This window comes from Gordonia sp. NPDC003424 (assembly GCF_053588655.1).
In genome coordinates this window covers 1-20,589 of record NZ_JBSFQJ010000034.1, presented here as the reverse complement: position 1 = coordinate 20,589, position 20,589 = coordinate 1, and the positions used below count along the sequence as shown (strand labels likewise).

The 20,589-nt window shown below is 66.8% G+C and carries 22 protein-coding genes; 10 read left to right on the top strand and 12 right to left on the bottom strand.

Annotation, left to right across the window (positions count from 1 at the left end; genetic code table 11):
- Positions 1–144 precede the first annotated feature (144 nt).
- The 3 genes from ACWDTI_RS26940 to ACWDTI_RS26930 are packed head-to-tail and all read right to left on the bottom strand — an operon-like array spanning position 145 to position 1,109.
- Entirely contained in the window at positions 145–411 is a 267-nt protein-coding gene (locus ACWDTI_RS26940; protein ID WP_449741210.1) for a WhiB family transcriptional regulator, read from the bottom strand.
- 24 nt (positions 412–435) lie between these two features.
- A complete protein-coding gene (locus ACWDTI_RS26935; RefSeq protein WP_449741209.1) occupies positions 436–933 on the bottom strand; it encodes an HNH endonuclease in 498 nt (165 codons plus the stop codon).
- Between the two features lie 53 nt (positions 934–986).
- Positions 987–1,109 carry a hypothetical protein gene (locus ACWDTI_RS26930; protein ID WP_449741208.1) on the bottom strand — a complete coding sequence of 41 codons (123 nt, stop codon included), beginning with the start codon at positions 1,107–1,109 and terminating at the stop codon, positions 987–989.
- 161 nt (positions 1,110–1,270) lie between these two features.
- Here ACWDTI_RS26930 and ACWDTI_RS26925 point away from each other — a divergent pair, with 161 nt between their 5' ends.
- The 4 genes from ACWDTI_RS26925 (at position 1,271) to ACWDTI_RS26910 (ending at position 4,776) form a co-directional block, all read left to right on the top strand.
- On the top strand, positions 1,271–2,125 hold the full coding sequence (locus ACWDTI_RS26925; protein WP_449741207.1) for a DNA-3-methyladenine glycosylase family protein: 855 nt from the start codon (positions 1,271–1,273) through the stop codon (positions 2,123–2,125).
- A 236-nt stretch (positions 2,126–2,361) separates the two neighbouring features.
- A complete protein-coding gene (locus ACWDTI_RS26920) occupies positions 2,362–3,549 on the top strand; it encodes a Fic family protein (RefSeq protein WP_449741206.1) in 1,188 nt (395 codons plus the stop codon).
- 189 nt (positions 3,550–3,738) lie between these two features.
- Positions 3,739–4,209, top strand: a complete 471-nt coding sequence (locus ACWDTI_RS26915) for a hypothetical protein (protein WP_449741205.1) — start codon at positions 3,739–3,741, stop codon at positions 4,207–4,209.
- A gap of 108 nt (positions 4,210–4,317) precedes the next feature.
- Complete coding sequence (locus ACWDTI_RS26910) at positions 4,318–4,776, top strand: polyketide cyclase (protein WP_449741204.1); 459 nt, start codon at positions 4,318–4,320, stop codon at positions 4,774–4,776.
- Between the two features lie 12 nt (positions 4,777–4,788).
- Here ACWDTI_RS26910 and ACWDTI_RS26905 read toward each other — a convergent pair whose 3' ends face one another.
- The 3 genes from ACWDTI_RS26905 to ACWDTI_RS26895 form a co-directional block, all read right to left on the bottom strand.
- Entirely contained in the window at positions 4,789–5,232 is a 444-nt protein-coding gene (locus ACWDTI_RS26905; protein WP_449741203.1) for a MarR family winged helix-turn-helix transcriptional regulator, read from the bottom strand.
- A complete protein-coding gene (locus tag ACWDTI_RS26900) occupies positions 5,225–5,659 on the bottom strand; it encodes an SRPBCC family protein (protein WP_449741202.1) in 435 nt (144 codons plus the stop codon). Before ACWDTI_RS26900 ends, ACWDTI_RS26905 begins: the two co-directional genes overlap by 8 nt.
- Before the next feature lie 64 nt (positions 5,660–5,723).
- Positions 5,724–7,394: a cation:proton antiporter gene (locus tag ACWDTI_RS26895; protein ID WP_449741201.1), complete on the bottom strand. Its 1,671-nt coding sequence runs from the start codon at positions 7,392–7,394 to the stop codon at positions 5,724–5,726.
- A gap of 36 nt (positions 7,395–7,430) precedes the next feature.
- On the opposite strand from ACWDTI_RS26895, the gene ACWDTI_RS26890 reads away from it, so the two are divergent.
- Positions 7,431–7,646 carry a hypothetical protein gene (locus ACWDTI_RS26890; RefSeq protein ID WP_449741200.1) on the top strand — a complete coding sequence of 72 codons (216 nt, stop codon included), beginning with the start codon at positions 7,431–7,433 and terminating at the stop codon, positions 7,644–7,646.
- 75 nt (positions 7,647–7,721) lie between these two features.
- Here the strand turns inward: ACWDTI_RS26890 and ACWDTI_RS26885 are convergent, their stop codons facing one another.
- The 5 genes from ACWDTI_RS26885 to ACWDTI_RS26865 all read right to left on the bottom strand — a co-directional run bounded on the left by ACWDTI_RS26885 (position 7,722) and on the right by ACWDTI_RS26865 (position 15,059).
- Positions 7,722–8,087, bottom strand: coding sequence for a DUF2200 domain-containing protein (locus ACWDTI_RS26885; protein ID WP_449741199.1), 366 nt, complete (start codon positions 8,085–8,087; stop codon positions 7,722–7,724).
- Positions 8,088–8,159: 72 nt separating this feature from the next.
- A complete protein-coding gene (locus tag ACWDTI_RS26880; RefSeq protein WP_449741198.1) occupies positions 8,160–8,912 on the bottom strand; it encodes a lipase family alpha/beta hydrolase in 753 nt (250 codons plus the stop codon).
- A 62-nt stretch (positions 8,913–8,974) separates the two neighbouring features.
- Entirely contained in the window at positions 8,975–11,707 is a 2,733-nt protein-coding gene (locus tag ACWDTI_RS26875; RefSeq protein ID WP_449741197.1) for an MGH1-like glycoside hydrolase domain-containing protein, read from the bottom strand.
- Complete coding sequence (locus ACWDTI_RS26870) at positions 11,704–13,101, bottom strand: alpha-amylase family glycosyl hydrolase (protein ID WP_449741196.1); 1,398 nt, start codon at positions 13,099–13,101, stop codon at positions 11,704–11,706. Before ACWDTI_RS26870 ends, ACWDTI_RS26875 begins: the two co-directional genes overlap by 4 nt.
- A 353-nt stretch (positions 13,102–13,454) precedes the next feature.
- The gene (locus ACWDTI_RS26865; RefSeq protein ID WP_449741195.1) at positions 13,455–15,059 is read right to left on the bottom strand and encodes a BTAD domain-containing putative transcriptional regulator; all 1,605 of its coding nucleotides are present in this window, start codon (positions 15,057–15,059) and stop codon (positions 13,455–13,457) included.
- A gap of 82 nt (positions 15,060–15,141) precedes the next feature.
- Between ACWDTI_RS26865 and ACWDTI_RS26860 the strand changes: the two genes are divergently transcribed.
- Positions 15,142–16,539, top strand: a complete 1,398-nt coding sequence (locus tag ACWDTI_RS26860) for an FAD-binding oxidoreductase (protein ID WP_449741194.1) — start codon at positions 15,142–15,144, stop codon at positions 16,537–16,539.
- On the top strand, positions 16,536–17,432 hold the full coding sequence (locus ACWDTI_RS26855) for an NmrA family NAD(P)-binding protein (protein WP_449741193.1): 897 nt from the start codon (positions 16,536–16,538) through the stop codon (positions 17,430–17,432). Before ACWDTI_RS26860 ends, ACWDTI_RS26855 begins: the two co-directional genes overlap by 4 nt.
- Positions 17,433–17,483: 51 nt before the next feature.
- On the opposite strand, the gene ACWDTI_RS26850 is transcribed toward ACWDTI_RS26855, so the two are convergent.
- The gene (locus ACWDTI_RS26850; RefSeq protein WP_449741192.1) at positions 17,484–17,783 is read right to left on the bottom strand and encodes a hypothetical protein; all 300 of its coding nucleotides are present in this window, start codon (positions 17,781–17,783) and stop codon (positions 17,484–17,486) included.
- Between the two features lie 658 nt (positions 17,784–18,441).
- Here ACWDTI_RS26850 and ACWDTI_RS26845 point away from each other — a divergent pair.
- The 3 genes from ACWDTI_RS26845 to ACWDTI_RS26835 are packed head-to-tail and all read left to right on the top strand — an operon-like array spanning position 18,442 to position 20,488.
- Positions 18,442–19,263, top strand: a complete 822-nt coding sequence (locus tag ACWDTI_RS26845; protein ID WP_449741191.1) for a TY-Chap domain-containing protein — start codon at positions 18,442–18,444, stop codon at positions 19,261–19,263.
- 56 nt (positions 19,264–19,319) lie between these two features.
- Positions 19,320–19,814: a 5' nucleotidase, NT5C type gene (locus ACWDTI_RS26840; RefSeq protein WP_449741190.1), complete on the top strand. Its 495-nt coding sequence runs from the start codon at positions 19,320–19,322 to the stop codon at positions 19,812–19,814.
- Positions 19,815–19,867: 53 nt separating this feature from the next.
- Entirely contained in the window at positions 19,868–20,488 is a 621-nt protein-coding gene (locus ACWDTI_RS26835) for an HNH endonuclease (RefSeq protein ID WP_449741189.1), read from the top strand.
- The last annotated feature ends 101 nt before the right edge of the window (positions 20,489–20,589 follow it).

Below are 20,589 nucleotides of genomic sequence, written 5' to 3'. Positions count from 1 at the left end.
CGCCATGCACCCATCATCCCAGGTCAAACCCCATAAACCCGGCGCGACACACGCCAGCAAGGCCAGCCGCAAATCCCAACAGCCCGATATCCCCTCGGAGGGCGCTCACAGTGCGGATCTTCGCAACAGACGTACTGCAGTGCCTCACCGAGCCCGCCCGTCGACGAGCCGCACACCACCCCACACACCGGTCATCCGGTTGTCACGGCCCCACCGCTCGCACGCGGCGCGGATCGGGCATGCCGCACAGACGGCTGCGGCGTGTCCGAAATCCTCTGTGGGAAAGGGAAACCAGTCCTCAGGGTCCTCGGCCGGACCGGCGCATGCGGCACGGTCCCCGGCCACGTCGAGCGTCGGCAGCAGCAACAACGTGAGCGGCACCGACAGGAAGTCCGCATCCGATGTGGTCATCGCGGCCCTCCTGCCGGTGCTCGGTCAACTCGTGGAATACCCCAGTGCGAACAGCTCCCACACTTCCTTCTGATCCGCGGCCCAGGGGTCGTAGACGAACGGAGCGTGACGCAAGGCCATACCGGCCTGCCGTGGGGTACGGTCGGCCTTGAATCCGTTGCAGGACTTGCACGCTGCAACCTGGTTGCCGAACGTGCTGGGCCCGCCCGCCGATTGCGGCACGATGTGGTCGACGGTGTCGGCCGGACCGTTGCAGTAGGCGCAGATCCATTGGTCGCGGCGCAGGATGGTCGCCGTGGAGGCGTAGGAGTCCATCGACTTGCCCGCGTAGGGGCGGTAGGCATCCCGTTTGATCGCGACCACCCGGTGGATCGGTTGCGCGACACTCGGCGAATGCACCACCCGCACCAGCGGCGTGCCCTCGACATTGCGGGCGACCCCGGTGGTCAACAAGACCGCCGCACGCTGCCAGGTGACGCGCGCCAGAATCTGTAATGCGGCGTTGGTGACGAAGACGGTCATGGCTGAAACTCCTTGATACGACGGCGAAGTGCTGGTGCGCCGTCCATCGGAGATCAGCCGAGGAGGGCGCGGAGTCGGGTGGTGTCGATGGCGATCCAGCGCCGGCTCAGCGTGAAACCATCACGTGGGCAGCAGCGTTCGCCGCCAAAGCGTTTGAACGAGTGTTTCGCCGGCATCTGTGCCGCCTCCTTCCGTGTCGATGGTCGTCGCTGGGCAGTCGATCGCCAAGGGTAGTGCGTGTCATCGTGGTCGTCCAGGGAATTCTCGTCGACCTGTGGCCGTCCGTCAGGTGAAATGTCGACCGGTGACTGTCCGACCGGGCGGGTACCGTCTGGACATGGCCACCACCACCGTCACTCGCGAGGTCCTCGGCCCGTGGTCGCTCGACACCAGTCGCGAGTTCTGGGAGGGCTTCACACCCTCGGCGTTGCGCGGCACGCAGGAGCCGGGCCGACTGTCCACGGTGTTCCGGGTGGACGCCGACTGGTCGGCGGCGGCGGTGGTGGTGGCGCAGAGCGGCCAGACGGCGGAGATCGTCGTCGACGGAGACGGTGATCTCGATGCCGCGGCCGAGCAGACCGCCCGGTTCCTCGCGCTGGACATCGATGCTCGGCGGTGGCCGGATGTCGGCGAGCGCGACCCGATCATCGGACGTGCGCAACAGTCACTACCGGGATTGCGGCCCTGCGGCTTTCACTCGGTGTACGAGGCCGCCGCATGGACGGTCATCTCCCAACGGCTCCGCATCGTGCAGGCGGCCAGACTGCGGGCCGACATCACGCTGCGCCACAGCAACGACGGCGCCTTCCCCGCCCCGGCCACGCTGGCCACCCTCGACCTCGACCTGCCCGGCCGCAAGGCCGAATACCTCCACGCCGTCGCCGAGGCCGCCCTGGCCGGTCGGCTGGACACCGCCCGCTTACGCACGCTCGATCCCGCCGACGCGATCGCAGAACTGCAGGAGATCAAGGGCATAGGGCCGTTCGCGTCCGAGCTGATCGTGCTGCGCGGCGCGAACACGCCCGACTGCGTGCCCACCCACGAACGTCGACTCGAGGCGGAGATCGTCGACCTCTACGGCCCGGGTCACACGGTCGCCGACGTCTCCGAGGCGTGGAAACCGTTCCGGACGTGGGCATCAGTCTACTTGCGGTCGGGTCGGGAACGGCGGACGCACGAGATCGGTGGCTGATGTATCGGGCAGCGGACTCGCCGAAACCATCGCCGTTGTCGCACTGCGGATCTGGTTGCGGCTCGTTGCCGGCGCAATGTGCGCCGGCGCATTGTTCGTCCTGCGGTGCATCGGCTTTCGAGGGCCTCGGGATGCCTGGCAGAAGTAAGCTAAACCAATAGCTTGCTTAATATACTTTGGTTACGTATAAGTATAGTAAAGAGCAGGTGGTGGGGTTTCCGGCGGGAAGGAGTGCCATGAGTTGGCCATCCTGTGAAAACGAAACCCACCCCTGGCGCCCTTCGGGGCGGGCGGGATCGCGCGACGATCGCATGATGAATTCGGTCGAGGTGTCGGTTCCGCCTATGATCGCGCATCTCAACTACGACCCGACGGGTTCCGTCGCACGGGCCCATGAGTCGGCCGTGATCGCGGTCGCGCGCCTCGAGGCAGGCTACGGTGCACATCTAGCACCGCTCGCGGACTTCTTGCTTCGGAGCGAGTCGATCGCGTCGTCGAAGATCGAACATATCGACCCCGGCCTGCGGGCCTTCGGCAGGGCGCTTGCGGGGGGAAAGGCCAACTCCGAGGGCAAGTCTCAGCTTGCTGCGGTTCAGGCGCTGATCGAGATGGTCGATGCTGCCGGCGCCGGCAGCATCACCGTCGACCTGCTGCTGCGCGCACACCATCTGTTGATGGCCGTCGATCCCTACCAGTCACGCGACGCCGGCCGATTCCGAGTCGTGCAGAATTGGGTCGGCGGGAGCGACTATTCGCCCCGGGATGCACTCTACGTTCCGCCCCCGCCACAGATGGTCGGCCCCTTGATGGACGACGTGATCGCGTTCAGCAACCGTACCGACCTGCCGATTCTGGCGCAGGCGGCGATCGCGCACGCACAGTTCGAATCAATCCACCCCTTCGTCGATGGGAACGGTCGCATCGGGCGGGCGTTGATCAGCGCGGTGCTCCGCCGTCGAGGACTCACGGATCACGTCACCGTCCCGTTGGCGTCGGCAATGCTGGCCGACACCAGCCGCTACTTCGCCATGCTCGGCGAGTATCGCCGCGGTGACGTCGACGCCTTCGTCCACTATGTGGCGACGGGGACGGCACATGCCGTTGCCGCGTCGATGGAATCCGCGCACGCCCTCGCCACACTGCCCGGCGAGTGGCGCGACCGGGTCCGACCCCGGACCAACTCCGCTGATGAATCGCTCATCGATGCGCTCTTGGCGACGCCCGTCCTGGACGCCGTTGCCGCACAACGCATTACGGGCACCACTGAGGCGAGCACATACCGCGCGCTGGGACGGTTGACCGATGCCGGCGTACTCGAGCTGCTGTCCACGAGCAAGCGCAACCGGATCTGGGCTGCCACCGATGTGCTCGCCGAACTGGATGCGCTGTCGGCGGCCATCGGGAGGCGCACCCTCGCTCCGTGAGCACAACCCTGGACGCACTCGACGACTCGGTGCGACCGTCCACCCCCGACCGTCCCCCAATCGGTGGACCCCTCATTCCCCCACCGAATCCGCCGGTCAGCGGAGTTTGCCCGACGACGATCCCGGGCAAAGTCAATGGTGTCGCCGGAACGAGAAGCGCCCCGGCCGAAACCACAGGGAGATCCGCTCATGAACACCACCACCCGCCGCATCGCCGCCGGAATCCTCGCCGCCGGAGCCGCCACCAGCATCGGCTTCGCCGCCACCGGCGCCGCCCACGCCGGCACCATGCCCGTCACCCGACCCGGCGAACCGACCACCGCGATGACCATCACCAACCACACCAATCAGAACGAATACCTGATCGGCGCCACCGCCGGCCAGGGCGGACAATTCATCAACGCCCCCCAGCGCATCCTGCGACCGGGCACCACCGAAACCGTCAAGGCCGTGTCCCCGTTCGGCAACTACCTGACCGTCAACGCCGCCTACCGCATCGGCGCCTTCGGACCGACCGCCAACTACGAGATCGAGAACATGGCACACAACACCAACACCGCCATGAGCGGCATCTCCGGCCCACGCACCGAGCACTACTTCATCAGCACCAACATCAGCTCGGCCTACCCCACAGTGAACGTCGGATTCCAGCAGTGGTGAGCCGACCCGCGCACAACGGTGACGGTTCCGTTATCCGCGAATCACAGTCGCGGACATGAATCGCTCCGAACCCGCTGACCGTCGTCGACCGTGATTACCGTGGGTCTCATGGAGGAACGCTTTGCGATAGAACGGCTGATCGTCGCCGATCCCGACCTGATCTTCGGGATCTTGAGTTCGCCGGACGGCCACGTCGCCATCGACAGTTCCGGCATGTTGCAGAGCGCCGAGGGCGACCGGGTCACCGCGGTGGGCGACGAATTCGTGGTCCACATGGACCGCGAGTCGCTCAACGACCTGCCGATGGGCAAGTACGACGTCAAGGTCGTCATCACCGGATTCGAGCAGGATCGCTGGATCGAATGGACGATCGACGGCACGGTGCAGCCGCCCCTGGATCATCGCTACGGATACCACCTGAGGTCCGGGGACGGCGGGACGCTGGTGACGGCGTACTACGACTGGAGCCGCGTGCGACCCGAGATCAAGGACCGCTTCCCCATCATCCCGGAAGGCGGCATCCGCGCGACACTGGGGATTCTGGCGCGGACGGTCGAGCAACACTGAAGCCGCGCGCGGTCAGCGGTCTCGACGTACCCCTAACTGCTGCAACGTTTCCCGAAGTTCCTCACGCTTGTCGCCGAAGAACTCGGCATCGACTCGCGCCACGGCCCGCACCGCACGCTGCACCGCCTGTGCGCCGTCGGCGGTGACCTCGATGAGCTTGGCGCGCGCGTCCGTGTCCGTGGAACGCCGACGGACCAGCCCGCGTTTCTCCAACGCGCTGACCACTTTCGACGCCATCATGCGATCAGCGCCGGCGAACTCGGCGACCTCCTGTTGCGACGGCAGCATGTCGTCGCGGCTCAGGAAGTTCGCCGACGCGAGCAGCGTGAACTGCGTGACCGTGAGGTCCGTGTCGCGCAGGGCGTCGTCCACCCGGGATCGCCATGCGAGCGCGGCATGATGCAGCCAGAATCCGGTGCTCGCGTGCGGTCCGCGCGGTTCGACCGGCTCAGGCATCGGGACCCGACATCGCGGCCTGCACACGACGCTCGAGGGCCGAGAAGGTCGCCGGCATGGCGCCTCGGACCTTCGGCCCCCACCAGAGCCGGAACAGGATCTGCAGTGGACCGGTCACCGTGTACGTCTTGCGGATGTGGGTATCGCCGCCGGCGGCCTCGAGATCGTGACCGATCGTCAGCGAGCCACCGGGTAGCGGGCTGACCGCGACCCACCTCGTCGGCGCCACGACGTCGGTGATGGTCGCCGTGCCGCCCGGGTTGCCCTTCTGCTTCGAATCGATCGTGCTGCCCACAGCGAAGGGGCCGGACAGTCGTGCGCGTTCTTCGCGCGGGTCCCATGCGGGATACGCGTCGACGTCGGTCCACACCGCCCACACCGCGTCGACGGGAGCGTGGATCGTGGCCTCGGCCGTGAACTGATACATCGGAACCTCCCACATAGTTGTTGTCGTGACAACATTGATTGTTGTCGCGACAACAATCAAGGGGTCACCGCGCGAACTGTCCCCGCATCTCGATGGCGATCTGATCGGCGTCCAGCGTGGCCAGCGCGTCCTCCAGCACGTCGGCGTCGAAGGTGCCGTCGTCGCGGGCGTCGAGCAGCGCTGATCGCTGCGCTGCGAGGACCGCGAGTCGGTATTCCTTCTCGGCATCGAACTGCTCGCGTCGGGTCGGATTGTCCGATGTCGGTGGCCTCGAAACCTCGGCCGTGCTCGACCGCATCACCTCCATGAGTCGATGTCGTTCGGCCTCGGCCTGTTCCCCGGCGGCCGGATCGACTGGTGGCGTCATCCGGCGGACCACCGGACCGATGGTGCCGCCTTGCACGACGAGCGAAATCGCCGCGACGGCGAAGGCGATGAACACGAGCACCGATCGTTGCGGTGTGTAGTCCGGCAGCGTTTGCGCCGCGGCCACCGTGACCGCACCGCGCATGCCCGCCCACACCACGACGATGCCCTCGCGCCAGCCGAGCGGTTCGCGGCGGAAGTAGTCGATGTCGGCCAGTCCGCGGGTGATCCGGGTCGCGAACCGGTCGAGGTCGCGCAGGGACGCGGTGCGCGGCCCGCGGGCGTTCATCCGGTCGAGGGCCTCCTGCTTGCCCTCCGGCGACTGCATCTTCTCCTGCATGTGTTCCAATCGCCCGCGCATGCTCTCGTGGCGACGCGCCTGACTGCGCAGGGTGCCGAGCAGCGGAATGATGTAGGCGGCCCGCACTGTGACGGCGAGGACGACCGCTCCGGCGGCGATCAGGACCGCCGGTCCGACACCGGCATGATCCTGTTCCACGTTCGTGACGATGGATTTGAGCTGGATGCCCATCGTGAGGAACACGGTGCCTTCCAGCACAAGTTCGACGGTCCGCCAGTTCTGTCGGTCCGACAGCCGATGCTGCGGTGAAAGTCGGCGCGGGGCACGGAAACCGGTGATGATACCGGCAACCACGGCCGCCACCAGGCCCGACGCGTCGAGCGCTTCGGCGGGCACCGAGGCGAAGAACGGCACCGTGAACGAGAGGACGGTGTTGACCGTCGGGTCGGTGACCCGCGAGCGGACCACGAGATTGAGCCAGCCCACAAATGCGCCGATCAACACCGCGACCACCACCGAGTATGCGAACGTACCCAGGGTGCCCCAGAACGAGAACGATGCCGCGACGGCCGCAATCGCCGTGCGCAGCAACACAAGTGCTGTCGCATCGTTCAGCAGTCCCTCACCGTCGAGCATCGCGACGACCCGTTTGGACACCGGCATCTGCCGGATGATCGAGGTGGCGACGGCGTCGGTGGGGCTGACGACCGCGCCGAGCGCCACGCCCCACGCAAACCCGAGTCCCGGGATGACCAGGGTGAAGAACCACCCCAGCACCAGCGAACTGGCCACCACCAGCAGCACCGACAGGCCACTGATTGCCCCGAACTCGCGTCGGAAGTTCATCGACGGCATCGACACCGCCGACGAATACAGCAGCGGCGGAAGCACTCCGGCGAGAATCCATTCGGGCTCGATGGTGATCGACCCGATCGCCGGCACGAAACTCACGGCCACACCGACGACGACCAACACCAGCGGAGCGGCAATCCCCAGCCGCGGCCCCACCGCGGTGGCAAGCGCGATGATCACCAGACCGAGCACCATCACCATCAGGAGTTCATCCATCGGTTCAGCGTCGCACGCAGACGAGCTGGTCTCGCGGTGAACGCGGGGTTGTCCGGCACCGGCGTGATGCTGATCCTCATCCTCGCGCTGGGCGCGGCCGCCGCGGGATGCGCACTCATCGCCGCGTACGTCTATCTCCGTGGCAGCGGCAACCCGGTCCGTGATGAACGCACTGCTCGCCGCTGGTTGGTCGGCACCGCGGTGTTCGGCGTCAGCGCGCTGGTGCTCCGGTTCGCGCTGTTCTTCGTCTAGCGCGTTCCGCGGAACGCGCCCACTCGACCGAGAAGGGCGCCCGGTCGACCCAGGGCCGTCGGGCGCGTGCGCGGGTCAGCGCGTCGCCACCGACCCCCGCAGGATCGACGTCATCTTCTTGCCCTTGGCCACCTCGTCGACGAGCTTGTCCATGTACCGGATCTTCTGCATGAGCGGATCGTCGATGTCTTCGACGCGGTGGCCGCAGATGACGCCGGTGATGAGCGAGGCGTTCTCATTGATCTCGGGTGCCTCGGCGAAGAACGTCTCCAGGTCGGTCTCGTCGTCGATCACCCGCTGTAGGCCCGCCTCGTCGTAGCCGGTGAGCCAGCAGATGACCTGATCGACTTCGGCCTTTGTGTGGTTCTTGCGTTCGGCCTTGGTGACGTAGTGCGGGTAGATGCTCGCGAAGCTGGTGGTGAAGATCCGGTGCCCGGCCATCGTGTGTCTCCTCGTCGATCGGTCGATTGCCATTATCGCCGGTCCGGGTCCGGCACCGCTCCATCGAGGGTGTCAGTTGGCGACTGGGAGCGTGACGAACGAGCCGGGGCAGGTGCCGTTCAGCGCCTGTCGGACCAGTGCGATGAGGGTCGGATTGCTGGGTTCGTCGGCGTGGGGACCGCCGTCGATGCCGTCCTTCACGCAGGCACCGCCGTCGAGGTGCCGGTCCGGCGTGGTGGTGAGGAGTTGGTCGTCGGCGATGGTCCGCAGAGTCGTGTAGGCGACGGTGCCGGGGGTGTCGTCGCCGTGGTTCAGCGCGCGGAGAAACGGACTGTACGGGCACATCTGTCCGCCGAGATCGGGTGGCAGGATGCAGGTCGCGATCCATCCGTATTGGCCGGTGCCCATCGACACGTAGTGCGCCACATGGGCGGTTCCGCCGAGGTACTTGAGGTAGTAGCGCGCCGACAGCCCGCCCATGCTGTGTCCGACGAGATCGACCTTGGAGCCGCCGTGCTCGGCGGAAGCCCGGGTGGCCGCCCGTGCGATGGCAGCGGCATTCCGTACGTTCTCGTCCCCGGGCAGATTCACGTAATAGACGGGGTGGCCGTCGGCCTTCAGGGCTGCCGTCAGCGGTTCGAACACCTCTGCCCGCGGCGTCAGCAGCCCGCCGGCAGTCCATCCGTGCGCGAGCAGCACCGGGTTTCGACCGTCCGCCGGCGTCGCCGCCACATCGCTCGGCAACGCGGCGACCACTCCGACGACGACGAGTATCGCGACGACGAACACCCGCAGCCGCAGTGGCCGGTGGACGAGATGGACCATCAGGGCCTCCCATCGCTCGGCGGTATATCCAGACTAGATCCGCGAGCGCATCAGAGGACCGGTCAGCCATCCACCACGCCGGCGACCGACCGGCTCGACCCCGCGGGCCGCCGGTCACCGAGAATCCGGCTGGCGCCGGGCGGGTCGAGGATGAGGTCGACAACGAGCGCCGTCCAGCCGGTCTGATGCGTCGCGCCGAGGCCGGCGCCGTTGTCGCCGTGGAAGTATTCGTTGAAGGTCAGATTGTCGCGCCAGGCCGGGTCGTTGCGGAAGATCTCGGTGCCGCCGTTGACCGGGCGGTGGCCGTCGGCGCCGGGCAGCCAGATCCCGATGATGCGTTCGGCGAGGTCGTCGGCGATCTCCCGCAGGCCGCGGGTCTGCCCGGAGCCGGTCGGGTACTCGACGACGAGGTCGTCTCCGTAGAACGCGGCGTACTGCAGCAGGGCGCGGATGGCGAGGTAGTTGATCGGCAGCCAGACCGGTCCGCGCCAGTTGGAATTGCCACCGTACATCGCGGTCCGCGATTCCGCCGGTTCGTAGTCGATGGTCGCGCCCGGCATGCCGGGCACCGTGTACGGCGCGGTGAATCGTTTGGAGAGCGACCGTAATCCATACGGGGACAACAATGCATCGTCGTCGAAGACGGTGCGCAGCACGCGGAGCAACTGGTCTTCGGTCAGCACCGACAGCAGCAGCCGGCGTTGGCCGGTGGACGGATCCGTGCGGATGCGCCAGGTCTGGTCGGTGCCGCCGGTGATGCCGCGGATACGCCGCGCGAATCGCTTCTGCAGTCGGCGGACGCGGGCCGAGTTGTATTCGGGCAGCATGACGGCGACCAGGGCGGGGATGACGCCGACCAACGTCTGCACCCGAATGATGGTGGAATGACCGGCGGGGTCGGTGATGCGGTCGTAGAAGAATCCGTCGTCGGCGTCGTAGAGTCCGCTGTCGTCGAGCGCACCGGTGACGAGGGTGAAGTGTTCGACGAACTTGACCACCATGTCCTCGTAGACCGGGTTCTCCTCGGCCAGCAGCAGCGCCATGCTGAGCATCGCCGCCGAGTAGAACGCCATCCATCCGGTGCCGTCGGCCTGCTCGACGTTGACTCCGGGCGGTAGATGCGACCGGTCGATCGGGCTGATGTTGTCGAGGCCGAGGAAGCCGCCGGAGAAGACGTTGTTGCCGTCGGGGTCTTCACGATTGAGCCACCACGTGAAGTTCACGAGGAGTTTCTGGAAGACCCGTTCGAGGAACTCGGTGTCGCGGCTGCCGTCGATGACGAAGACCCGCAGCGCCGCGAGCGCGTGCACGGGCGGGTTGATGTCGTCGAAGCTCCACTCGTAGGCGGGCAGCGCGCCGTTGGGGTGCAGGAACCATTCCCGCAGGAGAACGATGAGTTGGTACTTCGCGAACGCCGGGTCGAGGTGTGCCCACGGGATGGTGTGGAACGCGAGATCCCAGGCGGCGAACCACGGATACTCCCAGGTGTCGGGCATGGCGAGGATGTCGTTGGCGTCGAGGTGCCGCCACCGGTCGTTGCGGACGTGACGATGCCCCTCCGGCGGCGCCGGTTGGCCGGGATCGCCGTCGAGCCAGCGGCTGACCCGGAACGGGTAGAACTGTTTGCTCCAGATCAGCCCGGCGGACGATTGACGCAGCACCCTCATCCGTTCGTCATCGGTGCCGTCGGGGGCCAACGCCGCATAGAACTCGTCCGCATCATCCTTCCGACGCTGCAACACCGAGTCGAAGACCGTTGTCGCCCAGCCGGTCTCGTCGGGTGTCTCCGGTTGGGACAACCGCAGTCGGATCTCGGCCGAGCCGCCGCCCGGCACCCGCAGGTGATACCACCAGGAGGCCTTCGTGCCGCGGTGGGCGGGGTTGACGGTGTCGGCGCCGGCGACGATGTGGTCGTTGATCCCGTCCTTGGGATACCGCGTCGTGGGAGCCGACCCGAAGAGCCGTGCCGTGTTGGTTTCGTTGTCGCAGAATAATGCTCGGGGTGCGGTGCCGTCGGAGGCGGGGGCCGCGTCGAGCCGGTAGCCGCCGAGACGGTCGTGCTCGACGACGATGGTGTCCCCGTCGAGGATCAGGGCGGGGATGCGGTGGCCGGCGTCGGGCGCCCACGCCCAGGTGTTGCGGAACCACGCTGTGGGCAGGACGTCGATCTCGGCCTCGTCGGCGCCCTGGTTGGTGACGGTGATGCGGGCGAACACCTCCGTCGGCGACGCCTTGGCGTAGGTCACGTCGACCACCCAGTACCGGTTGTCGGCGAACGCACCGGTGTCGAGCAGTTCGTATTCGAAGTCGTCGCGGCCGCGGCGGGCGTTCTCCGCCAGCAGGTCCCCGTAGGGGAACTCCCGCTGCGGATAGTGGTAACGCCATTGCAGCAGAGCATGACTCGGCAGGCCGTCGACGTACCACCAGTAGTCCTTGACGTCCTCACCGTGGTTGCCCTGTGGCCCGGTCAGCCCGTACATCCGTTCCTTGAGGATCGGATCGGCACCGTTCCACAGCGACAACGCCAGGCACAACTCCTGGTGGATGTCGCTGAGGCCGGCCATGCCGTCCTCGTTCCACCGGTAGGCGCGTGAGCGGGCGTGGTCGTGCGGGAAGAAGTCCCACGCGTTGCCGTCCGCGCTGTAGTCTTCGCGGACGGTGCCCCAGGCCCGCTCGGCCAGGTACGGCCCCCATTCGTACCAGGGGTTGGCGTCACCCAGTCCGTCTTCGAGGCGGCCGGTGGCCTGGGCGAGACGGGCGTGTTCGGCGGTTCTCGGATTCTGCGGCGTGGTCATGCGGACTCCTCGGCGGGATCGATCCGGAAAAGGTGAAAGTGCCACGGCGGCAGCGCGATATAGAGTCCGTTGACGAGGTCGTCGCCGGTGCGCTCGAACGTGACGTCGTTGACGGGGTCGACGAGCGTCCAGGTGTGCCCGCCGAGGTCGGTCCAGGGGACGCGGATGTGTGCGTCGGCAGGCACGTCGCTGAGGTTGACCGCGATCAGCCATCGGCGGTCGCCGTCCCAGCACCACGCCACCAGATCGTGATACGTGTCGTTGCCCGGCCAACCTTCCCGCTCACACAGCGCCCAGGTGCCGTTGCGGAATGTGTTGTCCTGCAGGATTTCCAGCAGTGTCCGATGGAATTCGGCGAGTTCGGTGTCGGCGGGTTCGGCGGGATAGCGACCGAGGAACACCGGTAGCCGGGTGCGTCGGCCCTCGAGCTGGCCGTCGTGCACCAGGCGTCCGCCGGTCTGGGTGAGCGTGGCGACGAGCGCGGCACGCTCGCGTGCCGGATCGAACACCGCCGCCGCGCGTGGTTCGTCGTGGTTCTCCACGAATCTGATCAGCCGATTCTGGTAGTCGAGGTCGGCGGTCAGGTGCCCGTACACCGCGTCGGCCGACCCCTCGACGAGCCTGTCGTACAGGCGTTTGTCGTAGCAGAAGTCGAAACCTTGTTGCTGCAAGGACCATTCGAGATCCCAGTAGGCTTCGGCGATGAACCGGAACTCGGGGTGGGTCTCGCGGACGGCGCCGATCACGGTCGGCCAGTACTCGGTCTCCGGGCGGTCTCCGACGCGAGCACCCCACGTGCGGCTGAACGTGTCGGTCATCATGAGCATGGCCATGTCACAACGGACGCCGTCGCACTGATCGGCGATATCGAGCAGCGTGTCCACCACCGCCGAGCGCAGCGCGGGCGAAAATGCATCGAGCTGAACGACATCCGGCCAGGCCGGGAAGTACGGGTCCTTGCCGTTGGCCAGCACGGTGCCGTCGACGTCGACGAAGGACGTGGGGTCTGACGCGAGTTCCTCGGGAGTGCCGTGGACGAACATCTCCGGGTGCGTGCCGGTCCACGGATGGTCCGGGGCGACGTGGTTCGGTACGAAATCCAGGATCAGTCCGATGCCACGATCGGCCAGTTCGGCGCGGGCGGCGGCGAGGCCGGCCGGTCCGCCGAGCGCCGGGTCGACGGTGTAGTCACGGATGCAGTAGGGCGAGCCGACGACGTCGTCGACGACGAAGTCGGGCAGCGCCGCCCGGAAGTCGGCCATGAGGCCGTCGTTGGCCAGCGCGATGGCGATGCCCGCGGGACTGCGCTGCCACACTCCCATCAGCCAGACCGCGTCGACGCCGAGGCCGGCGATGGCATCCCAGTGTTGCGCCGGCACGGAGGAGAGATCCACGGGTTGTCCGGTTTGTGCGGTTAGACCGGAAAGCCATGGCCAGGTGTCGATTTCATAGATCACCGGATGCTGGGCAGTGATCGGTCGCGCAACAACGTCGGTATTGTTCATGGCCACAATGCCTTTCACCGTCCGCACGATCGGCCGGAAGACCCGAGAGACCAGCCCGCCGCTCATCGATTCGCCTGATGTTCACGCGCTGGTCGTGAATTGTTCACCTGCGCAATGGTGGTCGTGTGCAGATCGGCGGGTTGGATCATGTCGCCTCCGTACGGTCTGCTGCGGCCGGGTCAGGGCCAGAGTACGACGCGCGAGGCGGTGGTGGAATCCTGCGAAAGGTATGAGGCCACCGTTCACACCGACGTAACCGGCCCGCCGATCGTGCGGATGAACTCGGCTGCGTGGTCGATCGCGTCGTCGGGGCCGGCGAACCACACCGCGTCGGCGCCGTCGACGAGCGTCAGCGTCGCATGGGGCAGCTGGTGCGCCAGATATCTGCTGTGACCCGGGTCGACGTTGGTGCAGGATCTGCGGTGCAGCAGCAACACCGGCACCGTCACCTGGGGGAGTCGGTGCCGCAGATCGGTGGTGATCGCGACGGTACGGATGATGCGTGCGGTTCCCGGTCCGGCCGCCCGACGGCCGATGCGGTCCCACCACGCCCGGAATGTCGCATCGCCGGCCAGTGTCGGCGCGACGAGCGAGGCCGTTCCGACCGGGTGGGTGCGGGTGGTGTCCACGGCGTCCTCGATGAGATGGCGTCCGGTGGTGTCGTCGAGCCCGTGCGGGTAGTCGGGGCCCCGCTGATAGCGGGCAAAGCAGTTGATCAGGACCAGGCCGGCGAACATCGTCGGATGTCGGGCAACGCATTCGAGGGCGATCAGGCCGGTGTCGAAATTGGCCACGACGACAGGCTGATTCAGCTCTGCGGTCGTGACGACACCGGTCAGATCATCGACCCACTGGTCGAGCGCCGGCGACGAACCTTCGAGCGGCTCGGACAACCCGATTCCCCGGCGATCCAGACTGACCACCCGCGCGTGCGCCGCGAGCCCCTGATGCGCCCGCCGCACGTGCGGGTCGTCGAGCAGACCGTCGATGGTCATCAGCCCCGGATTGAGCAGCACCACATCGGGTCCGGATGTGGACAGGATCGTGTAGGCGGTTCGCCCGTCGGCGGTGTACTGCGGCGCAGGGTCGTCGTCGGTGGCGCGTGCCGGCGCCCCCGTCGGGTCCAGCACGCGGGCCTGCACGTCCCGCAAGGCCGGGCCGGGGTCGAGTCCGATCGCGCGCAGTGCCCGACGCGCCCGGTCGACCGTTTCCAGGGCTTCCGCCTGACGGTTCGAACGATGCAGTGCCACAACGTAGTCCACCCAGGCGGATTCGTCGGTGGGATCGGCGGCGGTGATGGCGGCCAATTCCCCAAGGGCTGCCGCCGGATCCGAGCCGGCGGCCACCGCCGCGAGATACTCCCGGACGAGTTGCGCATGATCCCGTTGCCAGCCGACCAGCAGTGCCTGACCGGCGACCGTGGGCGGCAGCTCGGGATCGCCACGCCAGTATCGCCGTGCGACGGCGAGATCGCCGGCGGCGGCGTCGGGATCGCTCGTCGCAACGGTGCGTGCTCGTCGCCGAAGTTCCCGTATGCGGTCGACGTCGAGGTCGCCCACGAGACGATATCCGGGGCCGACGGTGTCGACGGTATCCGCGCAGCCGGCGGCACGCAGCGCCGCACGAATCCGGGAGATGTGCGCGCGCACGGTTTTCGGCGCCGAACCGGGTGGGTCGTCCCACAGCACCCGGGTCAGCTCCGGCATCGACAGCACGGCCGGAGCGTGCAATGCCAGTAGTGTCAGCAGCTCACGCGCTTTGCGCTCCACCGCGAGCGGTCGACCCGAGTCCGACTGGGCCACCGCTGCCGCGTTGGCGACGCGCAAGCCGCCGAGCACGCTGATCACCCTTCCAGGGTAGGTCGACACCACAGCCCGACCACAACCCCAGCGCAACCGTTTCCACTCCCCGGCGCGGTTACCTGTCGTCATGACATCGACAACAGACACTCACTGCATCGCCGCGTTGAACGCACGGCTGAGTCGCCAGGTTCTCCTGCCGCATCACGCGGAGTTCGACGACGCGCGGTGGGGCTGGAATCGGACCGTCGAGGCATCGCCCGACGCGATCGCCATGGCGCTCGACAAGACCGACGTACAGGCCGCGGTCCGCGCGGCACAGGAGTTCGACTGGCCGCTGCACGTGCAGTCGACCGGCCACGGCACCTTGCGGTCAAGCGACTCCGGTCTGCTCCTGAACCTGTCGACGATGAGTGGTGTCCACATCGATCCCGAGCACCGACTCGCCACCGTCGGACCCGGGACCACCTGGCGTGAGGTCAACCGTGCGTCCGCCGCGGTCGGGTTGGGGTCACTTGCCGGACGATGCGGCACCGTCGGTGTCACCGGATACACGCTCGGCGGCGGATCGGGCTGGCTCTCGCGCACCTTCGGGTACGCGGCCGACAGCGTCGTTGCAGCCGAGATTGTCACTGCCACAGGAGATGTTGTCCTGACCGATCATCGTCGGGAGCCGGATCTGTTCTGGGCCATCCGCGGTGGCGGCGGCAACTTCGGTATCGTCACCTCGTTGACGTTCCGGCTGTTCCCGGCGCAGCGGGTCTTCTCCGGCATGTCGTTCTACCCGGTCGAACGCGCCACCGACATCTTCCGCGCCTACCGCGACTGGACGGCCGATGAACCCGACGGGATGAACACTGCGGCGCTGCTGATGCGGCTGCCGCCCCACCCGGCCTTGCCGGAATGGCTGCGGGGACGGCAGGTCGTGGCGATCCGCGCCTTCGCCCTGTGCGGCGAGACCGACGGTCGACGACAACTCGCACCGCTGCTGGAGATCGCCGGGCCCGCGCTGGTCGACAACTTCGCCGTCCGCGGGTTTGCCGACGCCGGCGCGGCAACCAACGGACCCGACGCCCCGCCGATGCCGCACCGCCAACTGGTCCACCTCTTCGACACCGTCGACGACGACCTCATCGACAGTGCGCTCGAACCCGAAGCAGGAGCACCGGATTCACCGTTCGCATTCATCGAACTCCGGCACTGGGGCGGAGCCATGGCCACCCCGACCGACGATGCCGGACCTGCTGGGCACCGGGACACCCCGTACTCGATGCTGGCGGTCGCACCGTATCTGACTCCCGATCGCGCCGCCGTGGACCAGCGCGTCGACCACCTCGAGAACGTTGTACGTCGGCGCGCCACCGGCGGGTCGTTCCTCACCCTGCAGACCGACCCGGATCGCACCAAAACAGCATTCACCCACAACAACTTTCGCCGACTCCGACGGATCAAGTCCGACTGGGATCCGGACGACCTCTTCCGGCCGTCCCACCACATCACACCCATCACCGAAGGGAATCACTCATGAACACCATCCTGATCTGCGGCGCCACCGGTCGTGTCGGTCGACATCTCGTCGCCGAACTCCTCGCCGCGGGAATCCGGCCACGCGTGCTGGTCCGGGACCCACAACGAGCGCCGGCGGAATGGCACACCGGAGCCGTCGAAATGGCGATCGGCGACTTCGCCGACGAGGCGAGCGTCACGGCGGCTCTGCGTGGCGTCGACCGCCTGTTCCTCACCTCGGCCGACGGCCCGGACAAGGTGGCCCACGAGACGACGGTGATCGCCGCCGCGGCCCTCACCGGGGTCGGGCGCATCGTTCGATTGTCGGCGCTGCACGCCGAGATCGGTTCTGCGCTACCGGCCTTCGACTGGCATGCGCGCATCGACACGGAGCTCGAACGCTGCGGTGTGCCATACACTCTGCTGCGACCGGCGTTCTTCCTGGACAACCTGCTCATGGTGGCGCCCGGCGTCGCCGCCACCGGTCATCTGGCCTCCCCGACCGCGGGTGCCCACGCCGCGATGATCGACGTCCGCGACGTGGCCGCCTGCGCGGCTGCGGGGTTGCTGGCCGACGGCCCGCTGCGGTCCGGCTACGAGCTCACCGGACCCGAGGCCGTCACCTTTGTGGAGGTCGCCGCCGCGCTGTCGGCGGCGACCGGACGCGAGATCGTGTTCGACGACCTCACGCCGGAACAGGCGGCACCGCGGTTCAGTGGCGCCGGGCTGCCCGACTGGCTTGCCGCGCAGTTGTCCGGTGCGTTCGCCCTGATGCGGGCGGGGGGATTCGCGGAGGTGGCCGACGGGGTGCCGTCGCTGACCGGGCGGCCGGGAACGTCCGTCGGGGCGTGGGCGGCGACGCATGCGGCGGCGTTCATGCCGGCGGCTGAGTTGGCGGATCGGGTGGGGGGTTGAGGTTCGCGGGTTCGATCGGAGCGCACGCATCGGCTCGCCGTGCGATCGTCCTTACGTCTCGAGACCCGACTGTGCAGCAACGCGATCATCGAGTAGTTGCGCAGCACGCTGGTGGCTGACGTCCAGGGCGGCACCGATGTCCCGAATGGTCAGCCCGTTCTCGCGCAGGGTTTGCGCGGCAGTCCGAAGCGCCAGGGCAGCCTCACGATTCGTGCGCTGCGACTCTGCCCGCAATTCTTCGGCACGACGGAGCTGGGCAACAACGTCCTCCGGAAGCATGATGTCGAATCGCACCAGTTCGACATCGTCAAGCGGGATCTCGAGCACAGTGGCCGCCAGATCGCGAGCCATCTCTCGCGCCTCCGCCAAGTTGCGACCTTGCGTGTACTGCCCGAGTTCCGGGACATGAACAAGCCAGAATCGTCCGTCTCGGTGCGCCTGTGCGCTTATCGTTTTCATCGTCGCCACCAGCCCTTCCCAAAGGTCTCCTCGCACTGCCGGTACACAGTCTCGGCGTACCGAACCCCAAACTCGGCATGCCGTCCGATGACTATCGGTCTCCCCTGCGTACCGAGTTGCTACACCGAGTGATTTGCTCCCTCGCGAAGCGGCTTCCAGTCGACTCCGGCCGCATCGGCTGCCGTCGCGATCTTGGCGAGTACCTCCCTACGTCTTGCCATCAAGCTAGTCCAGTGCGGGGTTGCCATTCAAGGCAAGTGCGCACTAGACAAATCGCTCGCCGTCGGCGCCGACTCTGCCGCAATTGAGACCGGTTCATCGCAGGTTCTTGTCGCCCATGGTCGGTTCGACGTAACCGCCGGATGATCGGTTCCACATGAGCAGTTGCGGATTTCTGTCGGACCCCTCTCGTATCCTGCAGGTGTCAGGTGATCCTCCCGCTTCCGGTGAGGCCACCACGCTCCGCTTTCGGAGCCGTCATTTCAGGATTCCTGCGCGTTTCCACCGCCGTCGAGGCGGCCTGCGAACGTGCCGACAGAGGGGAGAAGTCATGTCCGACTTCGATCTCGATGCATCCGTCGACGCCGCCTGGGGCCGATTCCGGACCACACTCGCCGATCGTGTGGCGACGATGGCATCAGACGACACCGTCTTCGTCAGGCCCGCACAGGGTGACCGCGAATCGGCTCCGTTCGCGATCCGGATCGGACGTCGCGACGGCCAGATCGTCCGGTGCACCGTCGCCTGCGACGCCGGTGCACAGTCCGAGACGCTCGTGAGACCGGGCTGGGTGAAGCTCCCCGACGGTCGGTTCATCTCCGAACACCCTTTGAGCCTGCGTGACGAGATCGCGGGCCTGGTGGTGCGCACGCTTCAGCAGATCTGGTCGGTGCCCGATCCGTCGTTCCTGGCCGGCCTCGGGCAGCCGAGGACCGACGAGTCGCCGTCGGTCGACTCCGACCACCTCGGTCCCGATCGGCTCCGCACACTCCTGCTCGACGAGTTGGAGACCTACGCGGGCGGCGCGTTCGACGTCAACCGCGACGCGACGATTCCGCTGCCGACCACGCAGATCACGTCGTCGATCGGCGTCTCCCCATACGCGCCGCGCATCGACATCTTCGCGCGGATCGCGAGCAACGTCACCGATCGGCACCACGCCGAGAGCATCGTCACCGACATGGCAGCTGCGTGGCCCGACATCCAACTGGTGCTCGACCGGAGCGACCTCTACGCCGCACACCTGATCGACGCCGAAACGTTCAGCCGCGACCGCTTCTTCGCCGGGCTGCACCACTGGTTCGCCTTCATCGACGTCGGCCTACCGGAGATTCATCGTCGACTGGTTCCGGGCGAAGCGGTGACGGTGTAGACCGCCGGTGAGACCATCACCGTATTCGTCCATTCACGATCAAGAAAGGCACGACGATGACCGAAACCGTTGCAGGAAAATCAACGAAGAAGATCCTTTACGTCGACATGGACAACACTCTCGTCGACTTCCAGTCCGGGATCGACAAGTTGAGCGAGGCAGAGCAACACGAGTTTGAAGGCAAGCTCGACAACGTGCCTGGGATCTTCTCCCTGATGGATCCGATGGAGGGCGCGATCGAGGCGTACCGCCAGTTGTCGGACGTGTTCGACACCTACATTCTGTCGACCGCCCCGTGGGACAACCCGCTCGCCTGGACCGAGAAACTGCTCTGGGTGAAGATGCACCTCGGTTGGGGGGAGGACTCGCCCGCGTACAAACGACTCATCTTGTCGCATCACAAGAATCTGAACGCCGGCGATTACATCATCGATGACCGGACGGCACGCGGCGTGGACCTGATGCCGCAAGGGATGCACATTCACTTCGGCCAACCAGGGTTCGAGACTTGGGAGAAGGTCGTCACGCACTTGCTGCCGTTGGCAAAGTGATCCAGGAATCGCTCCCCGTCAGTGCCTTGACGGTCGGCCGATAGACTCGCCCCGTGACAACGGGCGCCAGTCAACACCCACCGGACGGGACCGTCGACAACAGGGCCGGTGTCCTCGCCCACGTCTGCGCGGAGCTGAACTCCGACGAGTTCGACAACGCCCGTCACATTCTGCGCTCCGATTACCCGTTCGAGGCCGAGCCCGCGGCCTCCCATCGCTACACCGCCCGAGAGTCACTGCGGGTGTTCTACCGCGACGGCTTCATCGACCGCTACTTCGGTGTGCGACTCGTCAATCCAGGTGTGCTGCGTGCGTTGTCGGTGATCTTCCCGGCCGATTTCCCCGTCCACCCCACCCTCGACATGGCAGAGACACACAACGCCTTCTGGGAACTCTCCCCGAGCATCGACCACATCCTCCCCGTCACCCGGGGCGGCGCCGACGACGAGTCCAACTGGGTGTGCACGTCGATGCTGCGCAACTCGGCCAAGGCGCACTGGACGCTTGCCGAACTGGGCTGGACGCTGGTGCCTCGCGGCGACCATCACGATTGGGATGGGTTGAGCGGTTGGTTCGTCGACTACGTCCCGATGCACCCTCACCTGCTGACCAACAACTATGTCGCACGGTGGTATCGGGCGACGGTGGAGGTGCGTGCGGAGTTCAGCGAGTAGGTCGCCTAAAGATGTTTCGGTAATACAGTGAGTGCTGGTCACAAAGAAAGTCCGGTGTGGTCGAGGAAGCCGTAGCAGAGGTCGCGGCTGGCGGCGACGCG